17 protein-coding genes and 2 pseudogenes are annotated in these 19002 nt (G+C 65.6%); 2 read left to right on the plus strand and 17 right to left on the minus strand.

The window, feature by feature from the left end:
• The 12 genes and pseudogenes from H537_RS42755 to H537_RS0113215 form a co-directional block, all read right to left on the minus strand.
• Nucleotides 1–185, minus strand: a pseudogene (locus H537_RS42755) (hypothetical protein); the annotation flags it as partial.
• Between the two features lie 157 nt (nt 186–342).
• Nucleotides 343–1310: pseudogene (locus H537_RS42760) on the minus strand (tripartite tricarboxylate transporter substrate binding protein).
• Nucleotides 1311–1396: 86 nt separating this feature from the next.
• Entirely contained in the window at nt 1397–2413 is a 1017-nt protein-coding gene (locus tag H537_RS0113170; RefSeq protein ID WP_043458743.1) for a TRAP transporter substrate-binding protein, read from the minus strand.
• Between the two features lie 190 nt (nt 2414–2603).
• Nucleotides 2604–3854 carry an amidohydrolase gene (locus H537_RS42765; RefSeq protein ID WP_051242536.1) on the minus strand — a complete coding sequence of 417 codons (1251 nt, stop codon included), beginning with the start codon at nt 3852–3854 and terminating at the stop codon, nt 2604–2606.
• Nucleotides 3855–3955: 101 nt separating this feature from the next.
• Nucleotides 3956–5332: an MFS transporter gene (locus H537_RS0113180; protein WP_028998299.1), complete on the minus strand. Its 1377-nt coding sequence runs from the start codon at nt 5330–5332 to the stop codon at nt 3956–3958.
• 40 nt (nt 5333–5372) lie between these two features.
• The gene (locus H537_RS0113185; protein ID WP_028998300.1) at nt 5373–6149 is read right to left on the minus strand and encodes a 1,6-dihydroxycyclohexa-2,4-diene-1-carboxylate dehydrogenase; all 777 of its coding nucleotides are present in this window, start codon (nt 6147–6149) and stop codon (nt 5373–5375) included.
• Nucleotides 6150–6215: 66 nt separating this feature from the next.
• Nucleotides 6216–7223, minus strand: a complete 1008-nt coding sequence (benC, locus tag H537_RS0113190) for a benzoate 1,2-dioxygenase electron transfer component BenC (protein WP_028998301.1) — start codon at nt 7221–7223, stop codon at nt 6216–6218.
• Nucleotides 7224–7283: 60 nt separating this feature from the next.
• The gene (benB, locus tag H537_RS0113195; protein ID WP_043458746.1) at nt 7284–7769 is read right to left on the minus strand and encodes a benzoate 1,2-dioxygenase small subunit; all 486 of its coding nucleotides are present in this window, start codon (nt 7767–7769) and stop codon (nt 7284–7286) included.
• Nucleotides 7770–7783: 14 nt separating this feature from the next.
• Nucleotides 7784–9199, minus strand: a complete 1416-nt coding sequence (gene benA / locus H537_RS42770) for a benzoate 1,2-dioxygenase large subunit (RefSeq protein ID WP_051242538.1) — start codon at nt 9197–9199, stop codon at nt 7784–7786.
• 134 nt (nt 9200–9333) lie between these two features.
• Nucleotides 9334–10248 carry a catechol 1,2-dioxygenase gene (gene catA / locus H537_RS0113205; RefSeq protein ID WP_028998303.1) on the minus strand — a complete coding sequence of 305 codons (915 nt, stop codon included), beginning with the start codon at nt 10246–10248 and terminating at the stop codon, nt 9334–9336.
• A 58-nt stretch (nt 10249–10306) separates the two neighbouring features.
• A complete protein-coding gene (gene catC, locus H537_RS0113210) occupies nt 10307–10597 on the minus strand; it encodes a muconolactone Delta-isomerase (protein WP_028998304.1) in 291 nt (96 codons plus the stop codon).
• A gap of 56 nt (nt 10598–10653) precedes the next feature.
• Nucleotides 10654–11781: a muconate/chloromuconate family cycloisomerase gene (locus H537_RS0113215; protein ID WP_028998305.1), complete on the minus strand. Its 1128-nt coding sequence runs from the start codon at nt 11779–11781 to the stop codon at nt 10654–10656.
• Between the two features lie 235 nt (nt 11782–12016).
• On the opposite strand from H537_RS0113215, the gene H537_RS42775 reads away from it, so the two are divergent.
• Nucleotides 12017–12946 (plus strand): LysR family transcriptional regulator, encoded by a 930-nt coding sequence (locus tag H537_RS42775; RefSeq protein WP_051242540.1) that lies wholly within the window; start codon nt 12017–12019, stop codon nt 12944–12946.
• Here the strand turns inward: H537_RS42775 and H537_RS42780 are convergent.
• From H537_RS42780 to H537_RS0113245, 5 genes are all read right to left on the minus strand, one after another.
• The gene (locus H537_RS42780; protein WP_051242542.1) at nt 12943–14157 is read right to left on the minus strand and encodes a benzoate/H(+) symporter BenE family transporter; all 1215 of its coding nucleotides are present in this window, start codon (nt 14155–14157) and stop codon (nt 12943–12945) included. The two genes, H537_RS42775 and H537_RS42780, sit on opposite strands and share 4 nt — an antisense overlap.
• A gap of 74 nt (nt 14158–14231) precedes the next feature.
• On the minus strand, nt 14232–15068 hold the full coding sequence (gene pcaD / locus H537_RS42785; protein WP_084150640.1) for a 3-oxoadipate enol-lactonase: 837 nt from the start codon (nt 15066–15068) through the stop codon (nt 14232–14234).
• A complete protein-coding gene (gene pcaF / locus H537_RS0113235) occupies nt 15065–16270 on the minus strand; it encodes a 3-oxoadipyl-CoA thiolase (protein ID WP_028998306.1) in 1206 nt (401 codons plus the stop codon). The genes pcaD and pcaF overlap by 4 nt, the downstream gene beginning before the upstream one ends.
• Nucleotides 16271–16294: 24 nt before the next feature.
• Entirely contained in the window at nt 16295–16969 is a 675-nt protein-coding gene (locus H537_RS0113240; RefSeq protein WP_051242544.1) for a 3-oxoacid CoA-transferase subunit B, read from the minus strand.
• Nucleotides 16970–16985: 16 nt separating this feature from the next.
• Complete coding sequence (locus H537_RS0113245) at nt 16986–17687, minus strand: 3-oxoacid CoA-transferase subunit A (protein WP_028998308.1); 702 nt, start codon at nt 17685–17687, stop codon at nt 16986–16988.
• 184 nt (nt 17688–17871) lie between these two features.
• On the opposite strand from H537_RS0113245, the gene H537_RS0113250 reads away from it, so the two are divergent.
• Nucleotides 17872–18681 (plus strand): IclR family transcriptional regulator domain-containing protein, encoded by an 810-nt coding sequence (locus tag H537_RS0113250; protein WP_051242547.1) that lies wholly within the window; start codon nt 17872–17874, stop codon nt 18679–18681.
• Nucleotides 18682–19002 lie beyond the last annotated feature (321 nt).

Consider the following 19002-nt stretch of genomic DNA (forward strand, 5'->3'; position numbering starts at 1 on the left):
TCGCGTTCGATGTCCAGGCACGGGTAGGCCACGCCCGGGGAGTAGGCCAGCGACAGGTCGCGCTGGTTGGACAGCGGCTTGGTCGGGGCGATGGAGATCTTGCCGCGCGAGGGCGAGCGGTGGTACTCGCGGGCGGCATCGCGCAGGGCCAGCTCGGCCGGGGACATGGTGTGCTCAGTGGACATGAAAACTCGATTCAAGCGGGCAATTGAGCCCTTCGGTTGACATTGGAAATGCCTCACGGCGTACGGCCCCTACCAATGGGTTGGCTGCCAGCCCTGGATCACTGTGAGTAACGGCACGCCGAAACAAGGACCATCGGTGAATGCGGCGCAAGCACGTTCAATCGGCTCGGATACCGCGCTCGGTGATCACTCGCCCCCACTTGTCCATCTCGGACTTCAGGTGCACGCGCAGCTGTTCTGGTGTGCTTCCTACCGGCTCGGCACCGATCAGCGCCAGGCGTTGGCGTACCTCTGGCTTGCGCAGCGCGTCGAGCAGCGCCTGGTTGAGCTTGGAAGTCACGGACTGCGGAGTGCCCGCGGGCAGGTACACGGCGAACCAGGGTGAGGCTCGTATCCCGGATACCCGGCTTCCGCAACGGTGGGTATCTGCGGCAGTGCGGTGGAGCGCGTGCGCGTGGTCACAGCCAGGGCCCTCAGCTTGCCGGACTCGATGTGCGGGCGTGCTGAAGTAATGCTGTCGAACATCAGGTCCACCTGCCCGCCCAGCAGGTCATTCATCGCCGGGCCACTGCCCTTGTAGGGCACGTGCAGAAGCTTGACCATTGCCATCGAGGCAAACAGTTCGCCCGCCAAGTGCAGCGAAGTACCGTTGCCGGCCGAGGCGTATGTGATGGCGCCCGGCTTGGCTTTGGCCTGAGCGATCACGTCGGCCACCGAGCGCGCCGGATTGGCCGCTGGCACCACCAGCACGTTGGGCACGATCGCCACCAACGACACGGGCTCGAAGTGCTTGACGGCGTCGAAGCTGAGCTTGCTGTACAGGAAGGAGTTCACCGCCATGCCGTTGGCCACGATCATCATCGTGTAGCCGTCAGCTGGCGCTTTGGCGACGAGGTCCATCCCGATGTTGCCGCCAGCTCCCGGCTTGTTCTCGGTCACGAAGCTCTGACCCAGTGCGCGACCCATGTGCTCGGCGAGCGCGCGCGCGATCACGTCCATGGCACCCGCTGGCGGAAACGGGACGATCCAGCGCACGGGCTTGGATAGGAACGCCGGATCCTGTGCAAAGGCATGGCCAGCGCAGGCCACGCTCAAGGCAGCCATGACGGTTCGACGGTTGGGCATATGCCTCCTCCTGGGAGTGATACGGATGACGCTTACCCGGTCACAAGCGCCATGGGCTTGCTTGCTGATGAAGAGCTGAGCAAGGCCTATTGAAAGCCGCTGACGCGCTCCAGCTCCGAGCGCAGGAGCCGGACCAGCGTCGGGTCATAGCTCTGAAGCACGCGTTCCACCACCGGCCGCGTGGCTTGACGCATCCGTTCGCGCTCCGAGTTGGATACCTCGTTGAACTGCATGCCGGACGACCTGAGTTCCTCTACGGCCTTGCGGGCTTGCTGGCGGCTTGCCTGGCGTTCATGGTCGCGGGCTTCCAGCGCGGCGGTCTGCAGGAGCTGCTGTTCCTGGGCAGAGAGCTTGTCCCAGAACTTCTTGCTCACCAGCACCACGATGACGCCATACGCATGGCCGGTGGCACTGAGATACTTCTGGGCCTCGTACAGCTTGGCCGTGCGCGTGATCAGGTACGGGTTCTCCTGTGCATCGAGCGCCTTGCTCTCCAGGGCGCCATGCAGCTCCGCGAAGGACATGGGCACCGGATTGGTCCGCAGCGCCTTGAAGGTGTCGATGAAGACCGGGTTCTGCTGCACCCGGATCTTCAGACCATCGAGGTCTTCCAGCCGCTGAATCGGCCGCTTGCTGTTGCTCACGTGGCGGAAGCCGTTCTCCCAGAAGGCCAGGCCGACCAAGCCCTTCTCCGGCAGCTTGGCGAGCAAGGCCTGGCCGAACGGACCGTCCAACAGGGCATCCGCCTGCGCCGGCGTGCTGACAAGGAACGGCAGGTCCAGCAGGCCGAACTCCTTGACCATGGTGGCCACCGGCGGAGTGCCCGGCGCGAACATCTCCTGCACGCCGCCTGCCAGCGCGGACAGCTGCTGCATCTCGTTGCCCAACTGCAGTGCCGGGTACTCGCGTACCTTGACCTTGCCGCCGCTGCGGGCTGACACGATTTCGGCAAACTTCTTGGTGCCGATGCTGATGGGATGATCCGCGTTGACGGGATGGCCCATGCGAATCGTGCGCTCCTCGGAGCCTTGTGCCTGCGCCGCGGCGGCAAGGAACACAGCCGCTGCGATCAGCGTCCGGCGTGCGATCCCGGAAATGTTCATGTGGTCTCCAGTTGAATGGGTGTTGAGCGATCGATTACTGGTGGAGCGTCTTTACGGCGCACTGCGACAGCGCCTGCCGTCCGAAACGCGCGCTGGGTCCGCCTCAAGGACCGATCCATTTGGCATAGGCCCGGCAGGACGACATTGCTGCGCGGCCAGCCTCTGCATGGAATGGCACGCATGTTGCGAGTCAGTTCTGCAGTGTGCTCAGCACAGCCAGGCTCATGGCCTTGACAGCCGTCTTGATGGACGGTTCGGGCACCGGCGCGAAAAACGGCGAATGGTTGCCTGGCAGTGGCTTGCCTTGCGGCTGGCGTGCGGCCTCGACGTCCTTTGGGTCGTACACGCCAACGAGAAAGAACATCGACGGCACGCCTGCTGCGCCGTATTCGGCGAAGTCTTCGCTTGCCGTGATGGGAGGCAGGCGCTTGACCTTGGCACCGAAGGCCGCTTTCAGCGAGGCTTCGGCACGCTCAACCAGGGCTGTGTCGTTGATCGTCGCGTCACCGCTCGGGACGAGTTTCACGTCCGGCTCGGGCGCACCAGACATGGCTGCAGTGGCGGTCGCGGTGCGCTGTATGCCCTCGCGCATCTTGGCGCGTACGGCCGGGTCGTAGCTGCGCAAGGTGCCCCGCAGCAGCACGTTGTCCGGGATGATGTTGCCAGTGGTGCCGCCCTGGATCGAGCCGATGCTGAACACGCCGAACTGGAACGGGTCTTTCTCGCGGCTGATCACGCCCTGCACGTCGACGACAAAACGCGACGCCATCAGCACCGGATCGATCGACTTGTCCGGGGCCGATCCGTGCGCACCGCGCCCGTGAAACCGCGCCTCGAAGACGTCGGAGCTCGATGTCACCGCGCCGACGTTGAAGCCGATCTCGCCATAGGCCATGGGCCAACTGTGCAGCGCGAACGCGAAGTCCGCCTTGCCGAAACGCTTGAACAAGCCATCTTCCAGCATCGCCTTTGCGCCACCCAGGACCTCCTCCGCGGGCTGGGCCACGAACATCAGCGTGCCCTGCCAGCGGCCCTTCAGACCCGCCAGCGTCTTGGCGGTGCCGACCCAGCTCGCCATGTGCAGGTCGTGCCCGCAGCTATGGGCAACGAAGGTTTCCTTCCCCTCGTAGCTGACCCGCTTCTTGCTCGCATAAGGCAGGCCGGTTTTCTCTTCCATCGGCAGCGCGTCGAGCTCGGTGCGCACCAGGATTGTCGGACCGGCCCCATTGCGAAGCAGTCCAACGACACCAGTCTTGCCAACGCCCTCCGTGACTTCGAAGCCCAGCGTACGCAGCTCGCTGGCGAGCGTGCGCGCGGTGCTGACCTCCTCGAACGCGAGTTCGGGATGCGCATGGATGTCCTTGTAGACACGCTCCACGCTGGCGTAATGACGCTCGATCTGTGCATCGATGTCCTGGCCGAAGCGCTCGGCTGTGCTCATGGGCTGAGCTTGCACCGTGGCGACAAGCGCCCACGCTGCTGCGCCAGCGCTGGCACGCGCACGGATTGTCAAGGTGTCCATGTGGCTGCCTCGCCTCGGCCTCACTTGCGCTCGATGCCAGCACCCATGGGCGCCGGGCCGGAGCCAACCACCTTCACACTCTGCTGGTGTGCAGAAGCAGCGCGACCGTGATTGATCATCGCCACGGCGGCCGCGGCAATCACCGCGGGAATAGCGATGGCGATGAAGTTCTGCTGCAGCGGCAGTGTCATGCCAACCAGCGCGCCAATCACGATCGGCGCCAGGATCGCGCCACTGCGGCCGACGCCTGAGGCCAGGCCGATGCCGGTGGAGCGGATCGCCATCGGGTAGAACTGCCCGGCGTAGGCGTAGGTGACGATCTGCGTGCCGATGGTCGAGGCACCAGCCAGGCCAACGACCAGGAACAGCGCCTCAGTAGGCATGGGAACGCCAAGCAGCGTGATCGACACGGCCGCCAACACGTACATCGAGAACAGCACCCACTTGATGTGCAAGCGGTCAGCCAACCAGCCGCCGCCCACCGCGCCGATCATGGCGCCGAAGTTCAGCGTCAGCACGAAAGTCAGCGCCGATCCCAGGCTGTAGCCGGCGCTGGCCATCAGCTTGGTCAGCCAGGAGCTCAGCGCGTAGACCATGAACAGGCACATGAAGAAAGCGATCCAGAACATCACCGTGCTGAAGCCGCGACCATCCTGGAACAGGTGGCGTACCGGCGCGTTGCTGGCCTTGTCCGCCGTGGGCAGCGCAAAGTGGTCGCTGGCCGTCGGACGAAAGCCAGGATCCAGCCGCGCGACGATGGCCTTGAGCTCGTCGTGGCGCCCTTGCTTGAGCAGGAAGGGCATCGACTCTGGCAGCGACTTCAGGATGAACGGGATCAGCACTACCGGCAGCGCCGCCGCCAGGAACACGGACTGCCAGCCGTAGCTTTCGATCAGCCCTTTGCCCAGGACCGCGGCGAGCATGCCGCCCACCGCATAGCCGCTGAACATCAGCGTGACCATCGTGGAGCGCACCTTGCGCGGCGAGTACTCGGTCATCTGTGCGACAACGTTAGGCATGACGCCGCCGATGCCCAGCCCCGCCAGGAAGCGGGTGGCACTGAACATCACCGGGTCGTTCGTCATCCCGGCCACGGCGGTGAACACGCTGAAGAGGGCGATGCAGATCACGATGGCCCAGCGACGGCCGATGCGGTCGGCGATGGTGCCCAGGAAGATGGCGCCGAACATCATGCCGAACAGCGCCGAGCTGACCATGAAGCCGGCCTGGGTCGGGTCCACGCCCATCTGCTTCATGATCGACGGCAGCGCAATGCCGGCGACCGCGAGGTCGTAGCCGTCGAAGATGATGATGAGTGCGCACCAGAAGAGGACAAGACCGTGGAAGCGATTGAACCGGGCCTCGTCGGCGATCTTGTGGACGTCAATCTGTCTCATAGTGTTGTCTCCGGGAGATTTTGTGATGTAGGGATGAGGCTCAGCCGATGTCGCCGCCGCCCACGGGCAGCGTCACGCCGGTGATATAGGTTGCCTCGTCGGAAGCGAGGAACAGGATCGCGCCGACCTGCTCCTCGATGGTTCCGTAGCGCTTCATGAGGCTCGAATCCACGGTCTGGTCCACGATCTGCTGGTACCAGGCCTTTTCCTGCTCAGTGGGCACTTCCGCGTTGCGCGGGATGCGCCGCGGCGGAGCCTCGGTGCCGCCGGGGGCAGTGGCGTTGACGCGGATGCCGCGCTGCGCGTTCTCGAAAGCCAGGCACGCCGTGAGCGCGTTGACGCCGCCCTTGGCTGCACCATAAGGCGCGCGGTTGACGCCGCGTGTGGCGATGGAGGAGACGTTGACGATGGAGCCGCTGCCCTGCTTGAGCATGTGCGGCAGCGCCGCATGACAGCACCATAACGTTGGGAACAGCGAGCGCCGCACCTCGGCCTCGATCTCGTGCTCGCGGTAGTGCTCGAAAGGCTTGGCCCAGATCGTGCCGCCGACGTTGTTCACCAGGATGTCCAGTCGACCGAAGCGGTCCACGGCCTCGGCGATCACGCGCTCGGCGTCGGCGTTGCGCTCCAGGTCGGCGGTCAGCGTCAGCACCCGATCGGCGACGCCGGGCAGGTCTCGCAGTTCGTGGACCAGTTCGGAGCGGTCCACCGCCGCCACGCTCCCCCCCTCCTCCAGCAGCCGTTCGACGACGCGCCGGCCGATGCCCTGCGCCGCCCCAGTGATGACGGCAACCTTGTTCTCGAAGCGTTGGTTCATGGTATTCATCCCGAAAAAAAATGGCCCGAGCAGCCGGTTGACCGGTACGGGCCAGAAGGAGACAACTCAGACGCTGGCGGCGAACTTCTCGTAATGGAAACTGGCCGGCTGGATGCCGCGCTCACGGATGAAATGGCTCACCGCTTCCACCATCGGCGGCGGCCCGCACAGGTAGACGTCCACTTCGCCTTCATGCAGGTGCGCCGGCTGGATGTGGTTCGTCACGTAACCCTTGTTCGGGTAGGAGCTCTCGGGGCTGGCCACGCAGGCGGCGAAAGTGAAGTTGGGGATGCGCTTGGCAAAGTCCTCCAGCTTGTCCATATCCACCAGGTCGGCGTCGTTGGTGACGCCGTAGATCAGGTGCAGCGGATGGCTGCTGCCGTCAGCGGCAATCTTCTCCAGCATGGCGGTGAAGGGCGCCAGGCCCGTGCCGCCGGCCAGCAGCAGCAGCGGCCGCTTGATCTCGCGCAGGTAGAAGGTGCCCAGCGGACCGGTGAGCGTCATGCGGTCACCCGGCTTGGCCTGGCCCGTGAGGTAGCCGCTCATGAGGCCGCCGGGTACGTTGCGGATCAGGAACGACACCTCGCCGTCTCGCACCAGCGAGCTGAAGGAGTACGCACGGGTATGGCTGCTGCCGGGTACCTGCAGGTTCACGTACTGGCCCGGCAGGAAGGCGAGCTTGTTGAGCGACTCGTCCTTGAGCGTGAGCGAGAGGGTGCTGGGCGAGAGCTGGCGCACCTCACTGACTGCAGCTTCGAGCGCTGCTTGCTGGGTGCGGCACACGGCTGAGGACGCAGGCACCTGCACCACGCAGTCGCCTTGGGCACGCATCTGGCAAGTCAGCACGTAGCCCAGCGAGGCTTCTTCCTCGCTGAGCGCGTCCTCGATGTAGTCACCCATCTCGAACTTGCCGGATTCGGCAAGGCACTTGCAGGTGCCGCAGGCGCCATCGCGGCAGTCCAGCGGGATGTTCACGCCCTGGCGGTACGCAGCATCAGCCACGGTTTCCGTCGGGTTGGCGTCGATGAAACGGGTAACGCCGTCTTCGAAACGAAGGGCAATCTGGTGGGGCATGGCAAAACTCCTCCACGCGGCTAGCGCCCTGCTTGGCGCAGGGCCCCAGCTGCTGCAGACTCAGATGTGGTACACGTCCAGGACGTGGTGGATGTAGTCGTTCTTCAGCACCACATGCTTGCGCTTGATGAGCGGTTGGCCGCTGCTCAAGTCGAGCGTGTAGTAGCTGGTGCCGAAGTAGCCGTCCACGATCTTGTAGCGGTAGCTCAAGGTGTGCCAGTTGAAGCGCACTTCGAGCTGGTCACCCTGCTGCGACACGATCTCCACGTTGTGGATGTTGTGGCCCGTGCGCGGCTCGGGCATGCTGGCCGCCGAGCGTTCAGTCTTGATACGAAAGACCCGGTCCTCCAGGCCGCCCTTGTTGGCGTAATAGATCAGCGAGATCTCGCGCTGAGGGTCCGTGGTGAGTTGGTCGTCATCGTCCCAGGAAGGCATCCAGAAGTCGACTTCGGGGTGGTAGCAAGCGAGCCACTCGTCCCACTGTCGGTCGTCCAGCAGCCGGGCTTCGCGGTACAGGAAGGCCTGGACTTGTTCGATGGTCATCATTTTTCGCGTCTCCTTCAGGCGTGGTCGCAGGCTTGGCTGTGGTCACAAACGACGTGCTCGACGCCCGCGGCCTGACGGGCCTCCTCAACCTCGACGGCACGCTGCATGGTTTCCAGCCAGTACCGGTGCTGCTCGGTATAGAGGCCCTCGTCCTCGGTCTTCACGCCGGAAAGCGTGGGGTTGAGTCCGATTTCCTTGGCTGCTTCGTCGGGCCCTTGCACCCAGTGCGCCGCGCCACGGCACATGTCGTTCCACTCCAACGCGATGCCGGCGTAGCCCTGCTGGCAGGCGCGGAACTCCTCCAGGTCGTCCGGCGTGGCCATGCCGGTAGCGTTGAAGAAGTCCTCGTACTGACGGATGCGCCGGGCGCGCGCCTCGGCCGACTCGCCCTTGGGCGCGATGCAGTAGATGGTGACCTCGGTCTTGTCCACGGCGATGGGGCGCAGCACGCGGATCTGTGATCCGAACTGGTCCATCAGGTAGACGTTCGGGTACAGGCACAGGTTGCGGGAATGGCCGATCATCCAGTCGGCCATGGCCTGGCCGTACTTTTCGATGAGCTGATCGCGAATCATGTGGGCCGGGCGGTCCTCGGGGTTGGCCCACTTGGTCCACAGCAGCATGTGGCCGTGCTCGAAGGAGTAGAAGCCGCCGCCCTGCTTGGCCCAGCTGCCCGCGTCCATCGCCTTGATGTTGTCGCCCGCGGCGGCGAGCTTGCGCTGGTTGGTCGTGGCGGCGTAGTTCCAGTGCACCGAGCTGACGTGGTAGCCGTCGGCGCCGTTTTCGGCCTGCAGCTTCCAGTTGCCGTCATAGGTGTAGGTGGACGCTCCGCGCAGCACTTCCAGCCCCTCAGGCGACTGGTCCACGATCATGTCGATGATCTTGGTGGCTTCGCCTAGGAACTCGGTGAGCGGCGGCACGTCGGGGTTGAGGCTGCCGAAAAGAAAGCCCCGGTAGCTCTCGAAGCGCGCGACCTTCTTCAGGTCGTGGCTGCCTTCCTTGTTGAAGGTGTCGGGGTAGCCTGCGCCGCTGGCGTCCTTGACCTTGAGCAGTTTGCCGGAGTTGTTGAAGGTCCAGCCGTGGAAGGTGCAGGTGAAGCTGGCCTTGTTGCCCCGCTTGTGGCGGCACAGCGTGGCGCCGCGGTGCGAACAGGCGTTGATGATGGCGTTGAGCTCGCCGGCCTTGTTGCGGGTGATGACGATGGGCTGACGGCCCATGGTCGTCGTGAAGTAGTCGTTGACGCCCGGGATCTGGCTCTCGTGGGCCAGGTAGATCCAGTTGCCCTCGAAGATGTGCTTCATCTCCAGCTCGAACAGCTCCTCGTCCGTGAACGCGGCGCGGTGCAGGCGGTAGATGTGCTGGTCCTTGTTCTCGACCAGCATGCCGGCCAGGCGCTGCTTGACGCCGGCAAGGGATGCGGAAGTGCTCATGCTTGTCTCCATGCCCGGTCAAGCGGGCGGCATTGGGGCAAGGCTTCGCCCAGCCCGGGCACGGTGCTGTTGCCCGGGTGGAGGAAGTTCCTTAGTTGGGGATTGGCACCGCGCGGGGTGCCGGGATCAATGCGTCAGGCCGCAGCGCGCGGGCGCTGGAAGTCGGTGGCCGGGACGCTGTCCTTGTCGGCGTGCAGCGTGAAGTCGAACTTGATCTCGTAGAACGGCTTGGCCACGCCCAGCGCCTGCATCGCGGCACGATCCGTATTGGTATGGATCGGCGGCACCAGGCCCTCACGCGTGCCGAAGGCGAAGTCGTCCCAGAGGTGCGGATCGTTCTCGAGGTTGATCTGCGTGGTGAGCTTGCGGTGGCCCGGGGCGGTTACGAAGAAGTGGATGTGCGCCGGGCGATGGCCGTGGCGGCCAAGCTGCTGCAGCAGCCGGTCGGTGGCGCCGCCCGGGGGGACGCTGTAGCCCACCGGCATGACGCTGCGGAACTTGTAGCGGCCCTGCGCGTCGGTCACGATGGTGCGGCGCAGGTTGAAGTCGCTCTGGGTCTTGTCGAAGTAGGAGTAGTTGCCCACGTCGTTCGCGTGCCAGACCTCGACCTTGGCACCGGCCAGGGGTTTGCCATCCTCGCCGCGCACCACACCCTGCATGACCACGACCTCACCCGGCGTGTTGCCGTCATCCAGGCGTGCTTCGCCTTGCACCACCGGGGCGCCGGCCACGTACAGCGGACCCTCGATGGTGCGCGGCGTGCCGCCCTTGAGGCCGGCCTTGGCCTCGGCCTCGTCCATGCGCAGGTCCAGGAAATGCTCCAGGCCGGTGCCCGGGACAATCAGGCCCAGCTCGCCGCTGCGGCCCGCGTCGCCCAGGTAGTTCAGGCCAGCCCAGAACTCCTCGGGCGTGATGTCCAGCTCTTCCATGGCGATCATCAAGTCGCGCATCAGGCGGCGCACGATCGTCTTGATGCGGGGGTTGCCTTCGCCGACGACACCGGTGGTCTCGAAGCGGTTAAGCAGTTGGTCGATGGTCTTGGTGTCCATGGGATGTCTCCTCAGTCGAGGTGGGTGAAAGAACGGTTGAGCGGGTCTGCCGCGGGAGTCAGCGATCGTCGTCGTGGATCGACGAAGGGTGTCGGCACAAGGCCGCCACTTCGATCTGCATGAAGGGAAACAGGGGCAGCGTCGAGAGGATCTGGTGCAGCTCGTCGGCGCTTTGCACGTCGAACACGCTCACGTTGGCGTAGCGCCCGGCCACGCGCCAGAGGTGCCGCCACTTGCCGTTACGCTGCAGCTCTTGCGCGCGTTCGCGTTCGGTCTTCTTGAGGGCATCGGCTTGGGTTGCGGGCATGTCATGCGGCAACCGCACATCCATCTGAACCTGGAACAACATGGAAGGCTCCTCAGGGTAGGTTTGGGACAGGTTGCAGCAGCAACCCGCCCGGTGGATCAGCGGTCGCGGCGCAGGCGCGCGAGCTTGTCTTCGTCGATGTCGATGCCCAGTCCAGGCTTGGCAGGGATCTGCAGCGAGAAGTCGCGGTAGGCCAGCGGCTCGCGCAGGATCTCCTCGGTCAGCAGCAGCGGCCCGAACAGCTCGGTGCCCCAGGCCAGCTCGTGGAAGGTGCTGAAGAGCTGCGCCGAGGCCATGGTGCCCACGGCGCCCTCGAGCATCGTGCCCCCGTAGAGCTCAATGTTGGCGGCCTTGGCGATGGCTCCCACCTGGGCTGCACCGTGCAGGCCGCCGGACTGGTTGATCTTGACGGCGAAGATGTCGGCGGCTTGCAGGCTAGCGACCTCGAAGGCATCGCGCGGCCCGTGCAGTGCTTCGTCGGCCATCACCGGGATGATGTTGGCCTGCGTCAGGCGCTGCAGCCCGGTCTTGTCGTGGGCGACGATGGGCTGCTCGACCATGTCGATGCCCGCATCGGCCAGCATTTGCATGCCTTCGAGCGCCTGCGACACCGACCAGGCCTGGTTGGCATCGATGCGCACGCTGGCCACATCGCCCAGGGCGCGCTTGATGGCAGCCACGTGCGCCACGTCGTCCTTCACCGAGCGCAGGCCGATTTTGAGCTTGAAGATGTTGTGGCGGCGGCTCTCCAGCACGCGCTGGGCCTCAGCAATGTCGCGCTGCGTGTCGCCGCTGGCCAGGGTCCAGGCCACGGGGATGCTGTCGCGCACCCGGCCGCCGAAGAGCTCGCTCAGCGGCACGCCCAGGCGCTTGGCCTGGCCGTCGTAGAGGGCGGTCTCCAGCGCGCACTTGGCGAAGCGGTTGCCCTGGATACGGGCACCGACGTCGGCCATCAGCCGCGCCACGCCGCGCGGGTCCTGACCCACCAGCATCGGCGCGATGTAGGTGTCGATGTTGGTCTTGATGCTCTCGGGGCTTTCCTCGCCGTAGGCCAGGCCGCCGATGGTGGTGCCCTCGCCCCAGCCCACGATGCCGTCGCTGGCTTCAATGCGCACCAGCACCAGCGTCTGGTGGTTCATCGTCGCCACCGACAGCTTGTGCGGCCGGATGGTGGGCACGTCCACCAGCAGGGTCTCGACCGCCAGGATTTTCAGTTCAGAGTCCATCTGCGAAGCTCTTTGAAGGCAAGTCCCGGCCCGTCTCAGGCCGCTGGAACCAACCACTGCGTAAATGCGGAAATTGCTTCCCGCCCGGTTTTCAAGGGCAGCACTGCCCTGTCCGGTATTCCCTGAGGATCCGGCGTTGCATGTGCTGTGTGCCTTGGATGAAGCGAATCTTAGAAAGCCGGTTGCTCAAAGTCCAAGACGCTTTTAGACTGAATCAATACTTAAAAGGCATGGAATGGAATTGCGCCACTTGCGCTACTTCGTGGCGGTCGCGGACGAGCAAAGCTTCACGCGTGCGGCGCAGCGGCTGAACATTTCCCAGCCGCCGCTGAGCCGGCAGATTCAGGATCTGGAAGAGGACCTGGGTACAGCGCTGTTCGAGCGCGGCTCGCGACCGCTCAAGCTGACAGAGCCGGGCCGCTTCTTCTACGGTCACGCCACGCGGCTGCTGGAGCAGGCAGCGCAAGCCACACGAGCCACACGGCGCGTTGCGCGCATGGAGCGGCGACTGGTGATCGGCTTCGTGGGGTCAACGATGTACGGCGCGTTGCCGCGATTGGTACGCCTGTTTCGCGCCGCACGTCCTCAGGTCGAGATAGCACTGGAGGAGATGTCGACGCTGGACCAGATGGAGGCCCTGAAGGCCGGGCGCATTGATGTGGGCTTCGGGCGGATCCGGCTGGACGATCCCGTCATCAAGCGCGAGGTGCTGCGCGAGGAACGTCTGGTCGCAGCCATACCTATGGAGCATGCACTCGCAATTCCAGATAAACCAATCATTATTTCTGCCCTGGAAAATCAAGATATTCTCGTTTACCCTAAACGACCGCGGCCGAGCTATGCGGACCAAGTGCTGTCGCTGTTCCGCGACCAGGGCCTGCAACCGGCGGCCGTGCACGAGGTGCAGGAGATCCAGACCGCACTGGGGTTGGTGGCCGCTGGCATGGGCATCTGCGTGGTGCCGACCGGCGTGAGCCGGCTCCGGCCGGACGAGGTGGTCTACCGCCCGCTGAGTGATCCGCAAGCGGTGTCCCCCGTCATCATGAGCACGCGGCTGCATGACAGGAACGACGATATCGGCGTGCTGCGCGCGCTGATCGACCTGATCTACAAAGAGCAAGCCGAGGCCCGACAGCGTGCAGCGGCCGAGGACAAGTCGCTCTAGCGGTTGACGGCGCGGGTGACCGGCTCGGTTTTGGGCGCCGTTGGTGCGGTCGGCCGCTTCCAGCCCAGCACGGCATGGGCGCAGCCGCCAATCACCACGCCCCAGAATGCCGCGCCGAGTCCCCACAGGCTCATGCCGGACGCCGTCACGAGGAAAGTAACGATGGCCGCTTCGCGGTGCTCGGAGTCGCTGACCGCGCCCTGCACGTTGGCCGTGATGGCGCCGATGAGCGCCAGCCCCGCCAGTACAGCCACGAACGCCGCGGGCAGCACGGTGAACAGGCCGATGATGGTGCCCGCCAGGCAGCCGCCCACCAGATAGAACACACCGTTGGCAATGCCGGCCACGTAGCGACGGCCTGGATCCTCGTGGGCCTCGCGGCCCGTGCACAGCGCCGCAGTGATGGCTGCCAGCACAGTGGTAATGCCGCCAAACGGCGCCGTGAGGAGCGATGCCACGCCAGTGGCCACCAACACGGGCCGCGCCGGCGTGGTGTAGCCGGCGCCGCGCAGGATGGCCATGCCCGGCAGGAACTGCCCCGCCAGGCTCACCACAGCCAGCGGCACGGCCAGGCTCAGTGTCGAGGCCCAACTCCATGCGGGTGCGATGAACACCGGACGCGTCCATTCCAGGCGCAGCGCGCTCCATTCAACGCCTCCCAGGCCCGCGGTCAGCGCGATGCCCAGCGCCAGCACCATTACCAGGTGGTAGCGCGGCCAGAACCGCCGTGCCAGCAGGTACCCCGCCACCATACACAGCGTCGGCAGCGGCATCGCCTCCACCGCCTTGAAGGCTCGGGCACCGAACTGGAACAGGATGCCGGCCATCATCCCGCAGCACACGCCGCGGGGAATGTGCCGCATCAGCCAGTCGAAGCCGCCCGTCAGGCCAACGATCAGGATCAGCGCAGCCGCCGTGATGTAAGCACCCACCGCCTCCTGCAGCGGCAGATCCGGGAAAAGCGTGATCAGCAGTGCCGTGCCCGGGGCGGACCATGCAGTGATGACGGGCACCCTGAGCCACCAGCTCAGCGCGATACCGGAGACGGCCGCGCCGATCGAAATGGCCCATACCCAGGAAGCCATCATTTCCGGTGGCGCGTGGGCCGCCCGCGCGGCCTGGAAGAAGATCAGCAGCGGGCCGGCATAGGAGATGAGCACGGCCAGGAAACCAGCCGTGACCGCAGGAACAGACCAGTCGCGTCGAAGCATGATGTGGAGTCTCGTATGAGGCGCAAAAGAAAACGCCCGCGGGCAGCGGGCGCTCATGACGGTGAAAACAGTGGTCAGGCCGGCAGGGCGCGCAGCCAGTCATCCAGCGCCGCACGGAACGCAAACGGCTGCTCCAGCACACTCAGGTGCGAGGCAACGGGCAACACCACCAACTGCGCACCCGGAATGCCTTGGGCGATGGCGCGTGCCATCTCCGGCGGCGTGCCCTGGTCCAGGGCGCCGGCGATGACAAGCGTCGGCACCGCGATGCGCGGCAGCCGCGCCGTCGTGTTCACGCCGGCAATGGCTTGGCAGCAGGCCACATAGCCAGAGGCATCGCAGCTGAGCACGCGCGCACGCCAATGGGCCATGACCTCGGGGTGCTCGGCGTGGAAGCCCTCGTGGAACCAGCGCTGCAGTGCGCCGTCGACGATCGCCTCCAGGCCACCGCGCTCGATACCCGCAATACGTTGCACCCAGCCGGCTTGCGCCTCCGCGGGATAAGCCGACGTGGTGTTGGCCAGCACCAGCGCCAGTACCTTTTGCGGATGGCGCAGCGCGAGTTCCTGGCCGATCATGCCGCCCATCGACAACCCGATCCAGACAACGGGTCCGACGGCCAGCTCGTCGATCAGCCGCGCCGCATCGTCGGCCAGCTCGGCCATCGTGTAAGGGCCCACTGGCGCCTCGCTGCCACCGTGGCCACGCTGGTCGTAGCGCACCACGCGGCCATGCTCGGCCAGGTGATCCGCGAGCGCGTCCCACATCGTCAAGTCACAGCCCAGTGCGTGCGCCAGCACGAACGTGCGGTGCGCCACGCCGCCGTGCCGAGGACCACGTACCTGGTAGCGCAGACGGGGCGCGCATCGCGTCAGCCCCGAGATGTCTTGCTTGCCGGTATCCGAGGTCATACGCGCTCCAGCACCACGGCAATGCCCTGCCCCACACCGATGCACATCGTGCACAACGCGTAGCGCCCGCCAGAGTGATGGAGCTGGCTGACGGCAGTGGTCACCAGCCGTGCGCCGCTGGCACCCAGCGGGTGGCCCAGCGCAATGGCACCACCCCATGCGTTGACCCGAGGGTCGTCATCGCGCAACCCCAGGTCGCGCATCACGGCCAAACCCTGCGCTGCGAACGCCTCGTTGAGCTCGATGACGTCCATCTGCTCCAACGTCAGGCCGGTGAGTGCCAGTACCTTGCGCGTGGCCGGCGCCGGACCGATCCCCATGATGCGCGGCTCGACGCCGGCGGTGGCCATGCCCACGACACGCGCCCTCGGCGTCAGGCCGTGGTGTGCGGCGGCCGCTTCGGACGCCAGGATCAGCGCGCAGGCGCCGTCGTTCACGCCCGAGGCGTTGCCCGCAGTCACGCTGCCGTCCGGGCGTACTACACCCTTGAGCCGAGCCAGTGCCTCCATCGACGTCTGGCGCGGGTGCTCGTCCTTGGCCACCACCAGTGCCTCGCCCTTCGTCTGCGGCACCGTCACCGGCGTGATCTCGGCGTCGAGGAAGCCAGCCTCCTGCGCCGCCACGGCCTTGAGCTGCGAGGCCAACGCCATCTTGTCCTGGTCCTCGCGGCCGATGCCGAATTGCTGTGCCACGTTCTCCGCCGTCTCCGGCATGGAGTCCACGCCGTAACGCTCCTTCATGTGCCGGTTGACGAAGCGCCAGCCGATGGTGGTGTCGTAGACGGCGTTGTCACGGCTGAAGGCGGAAGTCGCCTTGGGCATGACAAACGGCGCCCGGCTCATGCTTTCCACCCCGCCGGCGAGCATCAGCTCGGCTTCGCCACTCTTGATGGCGCGCGCTGCACTGCCGATGGCGTCCATGCCCGAGCCGCACAGGCGGTTGACCGTGCTGCCAGGCAGCGCCAGCGGCAGGCCCGCGAGCAGCAGCGACATGCGCGCCACGTTGCGGTTGTCCTCGCCGGCCTGGTTGGCACAGCCGTAGATCACGTCGCTGAAGGCTTCCCAGTCCAGGTTGGGATGGCGCGCGGCCAGGGCCTTGAGCGGCACGGCGCCCAGGTCGTCGGCACGCACGGACGAGAGGCTGCCGCCATAGCGGCCGAAGGGGGTGCGCAGCGCGTCGCAGATGAAGGCGTGTTGGGTCATGGCTGTCTCCAGGAATGCGGTGGTTCAGGCCTGCTTCAGCGTCACGCCGGGCGTGAGCGCCTGCAGGTCACGCAGGGTGAGGCCGGGCACCATGTCAATGACGATGGCAGCGCCTTCGGCCAAGTCGATCACCGCCAGATCGGTGTAGAGGCGGCTGACGCAACCCAGGCCCGTAAGCGGATAGGTGCACTCGCTCACCAGCTTGGCCTGGCCACCCTTGGTGAGGTACTCCATCATCACGAAGGTCTTCTTCGCGCCGATAGCCAGATCCATGGCACCGCCGACCGCCGGAATGGCGTCGGGCGCACCGGTGTGCCAGTTGGCGAGGTCGCCCTGGGCCGAGACCTGGAAGGCACCCAGCACGCACACGTCAAGGTGGCCGCCGCGCATCATGGCGAAGCTGTCGGCATGGTGGAAGAAGCAGCCGCCCGGCAGCAGCGTCACGGGCTGCTTGCCGGCATTGATGAGGTCATAGTCCTCCTCACCGGCAGCCGGGGCCGGGCCCATGCCGATAACGCCATTCTCGGAATGCAGCACCACTTCCTTGTCGGCCGAGAGGTGGTTGGCCACGGCAGTGGGCAGCCCGATGCCCAGGTTCACGACAGCTCCGTCAGGGATGTCGCGCGCGACACGCGCAGCCATCTGGTCACGCGTCCAGCGGGAAAAGGCTGCATTGGTTGGGGTGGCTTGATGATTCATGGGAAACTTTCCTGGTTCAGGCGGCGCGCTTGAAACCACCGGCGGAGGTGGCGACGCGGTCGATCTGCACGACCCGCTGTACGAAGAGGCCCGGCGTGACAACGCTCTCCGGGTCTAGGCTGCCGAGTTCGACAACCTCGTGCACGGTGGCGACGGTGGTCATGGCCGCCATGGCCATGACCGGCCCGAAGTTGCGCGCCGTCATGCGGTAGGTCAGATTGCCCCAGCGGTCGCCCTTCTCGGCCTTGATGAGCGCGAAGTCGGCGTGGATGGGCGACTCCAGCACGAACATGCGGCCATTGATCTCGCGTGTCTCCTTGCCTTCGGCCAGCGCGGTGCCGTAGCCCGTAGGCGTGAAGAAGCCGCCGATGCCCGCACCCGCGGCGCGGATGCGCTCGGCCAGGTTGCCTTGCGGCACCAACTCCAGCTCGATCTCGCCGGCGCGGTAGAGGGCATCGAAGTGGTGGCTGTCGGCCTGCCGCGGGAAGGAGCAGATGATCTTGCGCACCCGCTTGAGCAACAGCAGCTTCGCCAGCCCCGTGTCGCCATTGCCGGCGTTGTTGTTGACGATCACCAACTCGCGCGCGCCGGTCTCGATCAGCGCGTCGATGAGCTCGTTGGGCTGCCCGGCGGTGCCGAAGCCACCGATCATGACGGTGGCACCGTCGCGGACGTCGGCCAATGCCGCCGCGGCCGAAGAAACGATCTTGTCGATCATGGGAGTGCTCGGGAAAGGAGGAAACCGCAGCCACCGGCTTGACCTTCAGCTGCCCGAAGTGTTCTAATTGCGAACTTTCATTCGCTCATAGAACAAACTAGGCGCGCAGACTACGGGCATACAGCCATACCTGTCAAGGCATGGCCGCGTCGAACGTGCGCCAACACTTGCCACGAGAATTGCCATGGCCATACGCAAAGCGGCTGCTGATGTCGCAAACGAGAGCGAAGAGCTCAGGCCCAGCGACAGCTACGTCCAGTCCTTCGCGCGCGGACTTGAAGTGCTGCGCAGCTTTGGTCCTGGTGCGCCCGCGCAGACCTTGTCCGAAGCCGCCGAGCGGGTGGGGCTCACGCGCGCCGGAGCGCGCCGCATCCTGCTGACACTGCAGACGCTGGGCTACGTCGAGCAGGACGGACGCCAGTTCCGCCTCACGCCCAAGGTGATGGAGCTCGGGTTTGCCTATCTCAGCGCCCAACCGTGGTGGCACCTGGCGCAGCCGTTGATGGAGGAGCTCACGCAGGAGATCAAGGAATCCACCTCGGCAGCCGTGCTCGACGGCGACCAGATCGTCTACGTACTGCGCGTGCCGGTACACAAGATCATGTCGATCAACCTCGGCGTGGGCTCTCGGCTGCCGGCCTGGTGTACATCAATGGGCCGTGTGCTGCTGGCAAGCCTGGCTGAGGAGGAACGCGAGCGACGCGTGCTGGCGATGACGCTGGAGTCAATGACTCCAAAGACCGTCACCGACCCCAAGAAGCTGTTGCGCACGCTGTCGCAGGTGCGGCGCCAGGGCTGGGCCCTGGTAAGCGAGGAACTGCAGTTGGGCCTGATGTCGCTGGCGGTGCCGATCCGTGACCGTGCCGGCCGGGCCGTTGCCGCCATCAACGTGAGCAGCCGGCCACAGCGGCAGTCGGGGGCTGAGATGCAGCGGCGCTGCCTGCCCGCGTTGCAGTCAGTGGCCGAGTGCATCAGCGCAATGCTCCCCAGCTGATAGCGGATGCCACGTGAGAGTCGCAGCGATCCCCACGAGCCCCATTGGCGCAGCCTCAAATCATGTCCGTCATGGACAGCCTGTTCACTACGGCCCTTCTTGGATTTCGAGTGCTTGACCTCGGCAGGGCCAAGGGCAGGCGGAGCCTGGCCTTGACGAAGTTGAAGTCACCGCCACGCTCAAGGGCTCGGACACGGCAACGCCTTCGCCTGGCCTGCAGACCCGTCTGGCGGCGACGACCGATTGCGCCCATGGCGGCGCGACAGGGGTAGGGAGAACTTGAAAGCCCAGCTCACCTCGGTCTCTTTTCTTCACCGACGA

Origin of the sequence: Azohydromonas australica DSM 1124, from assembly GCF_000430725.1 — a bacterium.
GTDB lineage: Bacteria > Pseudomonadota > Gammaproteobacteria > Burkholderiales > Burkholderiaceae_C > Azohydromonas > Azohydromonas australica.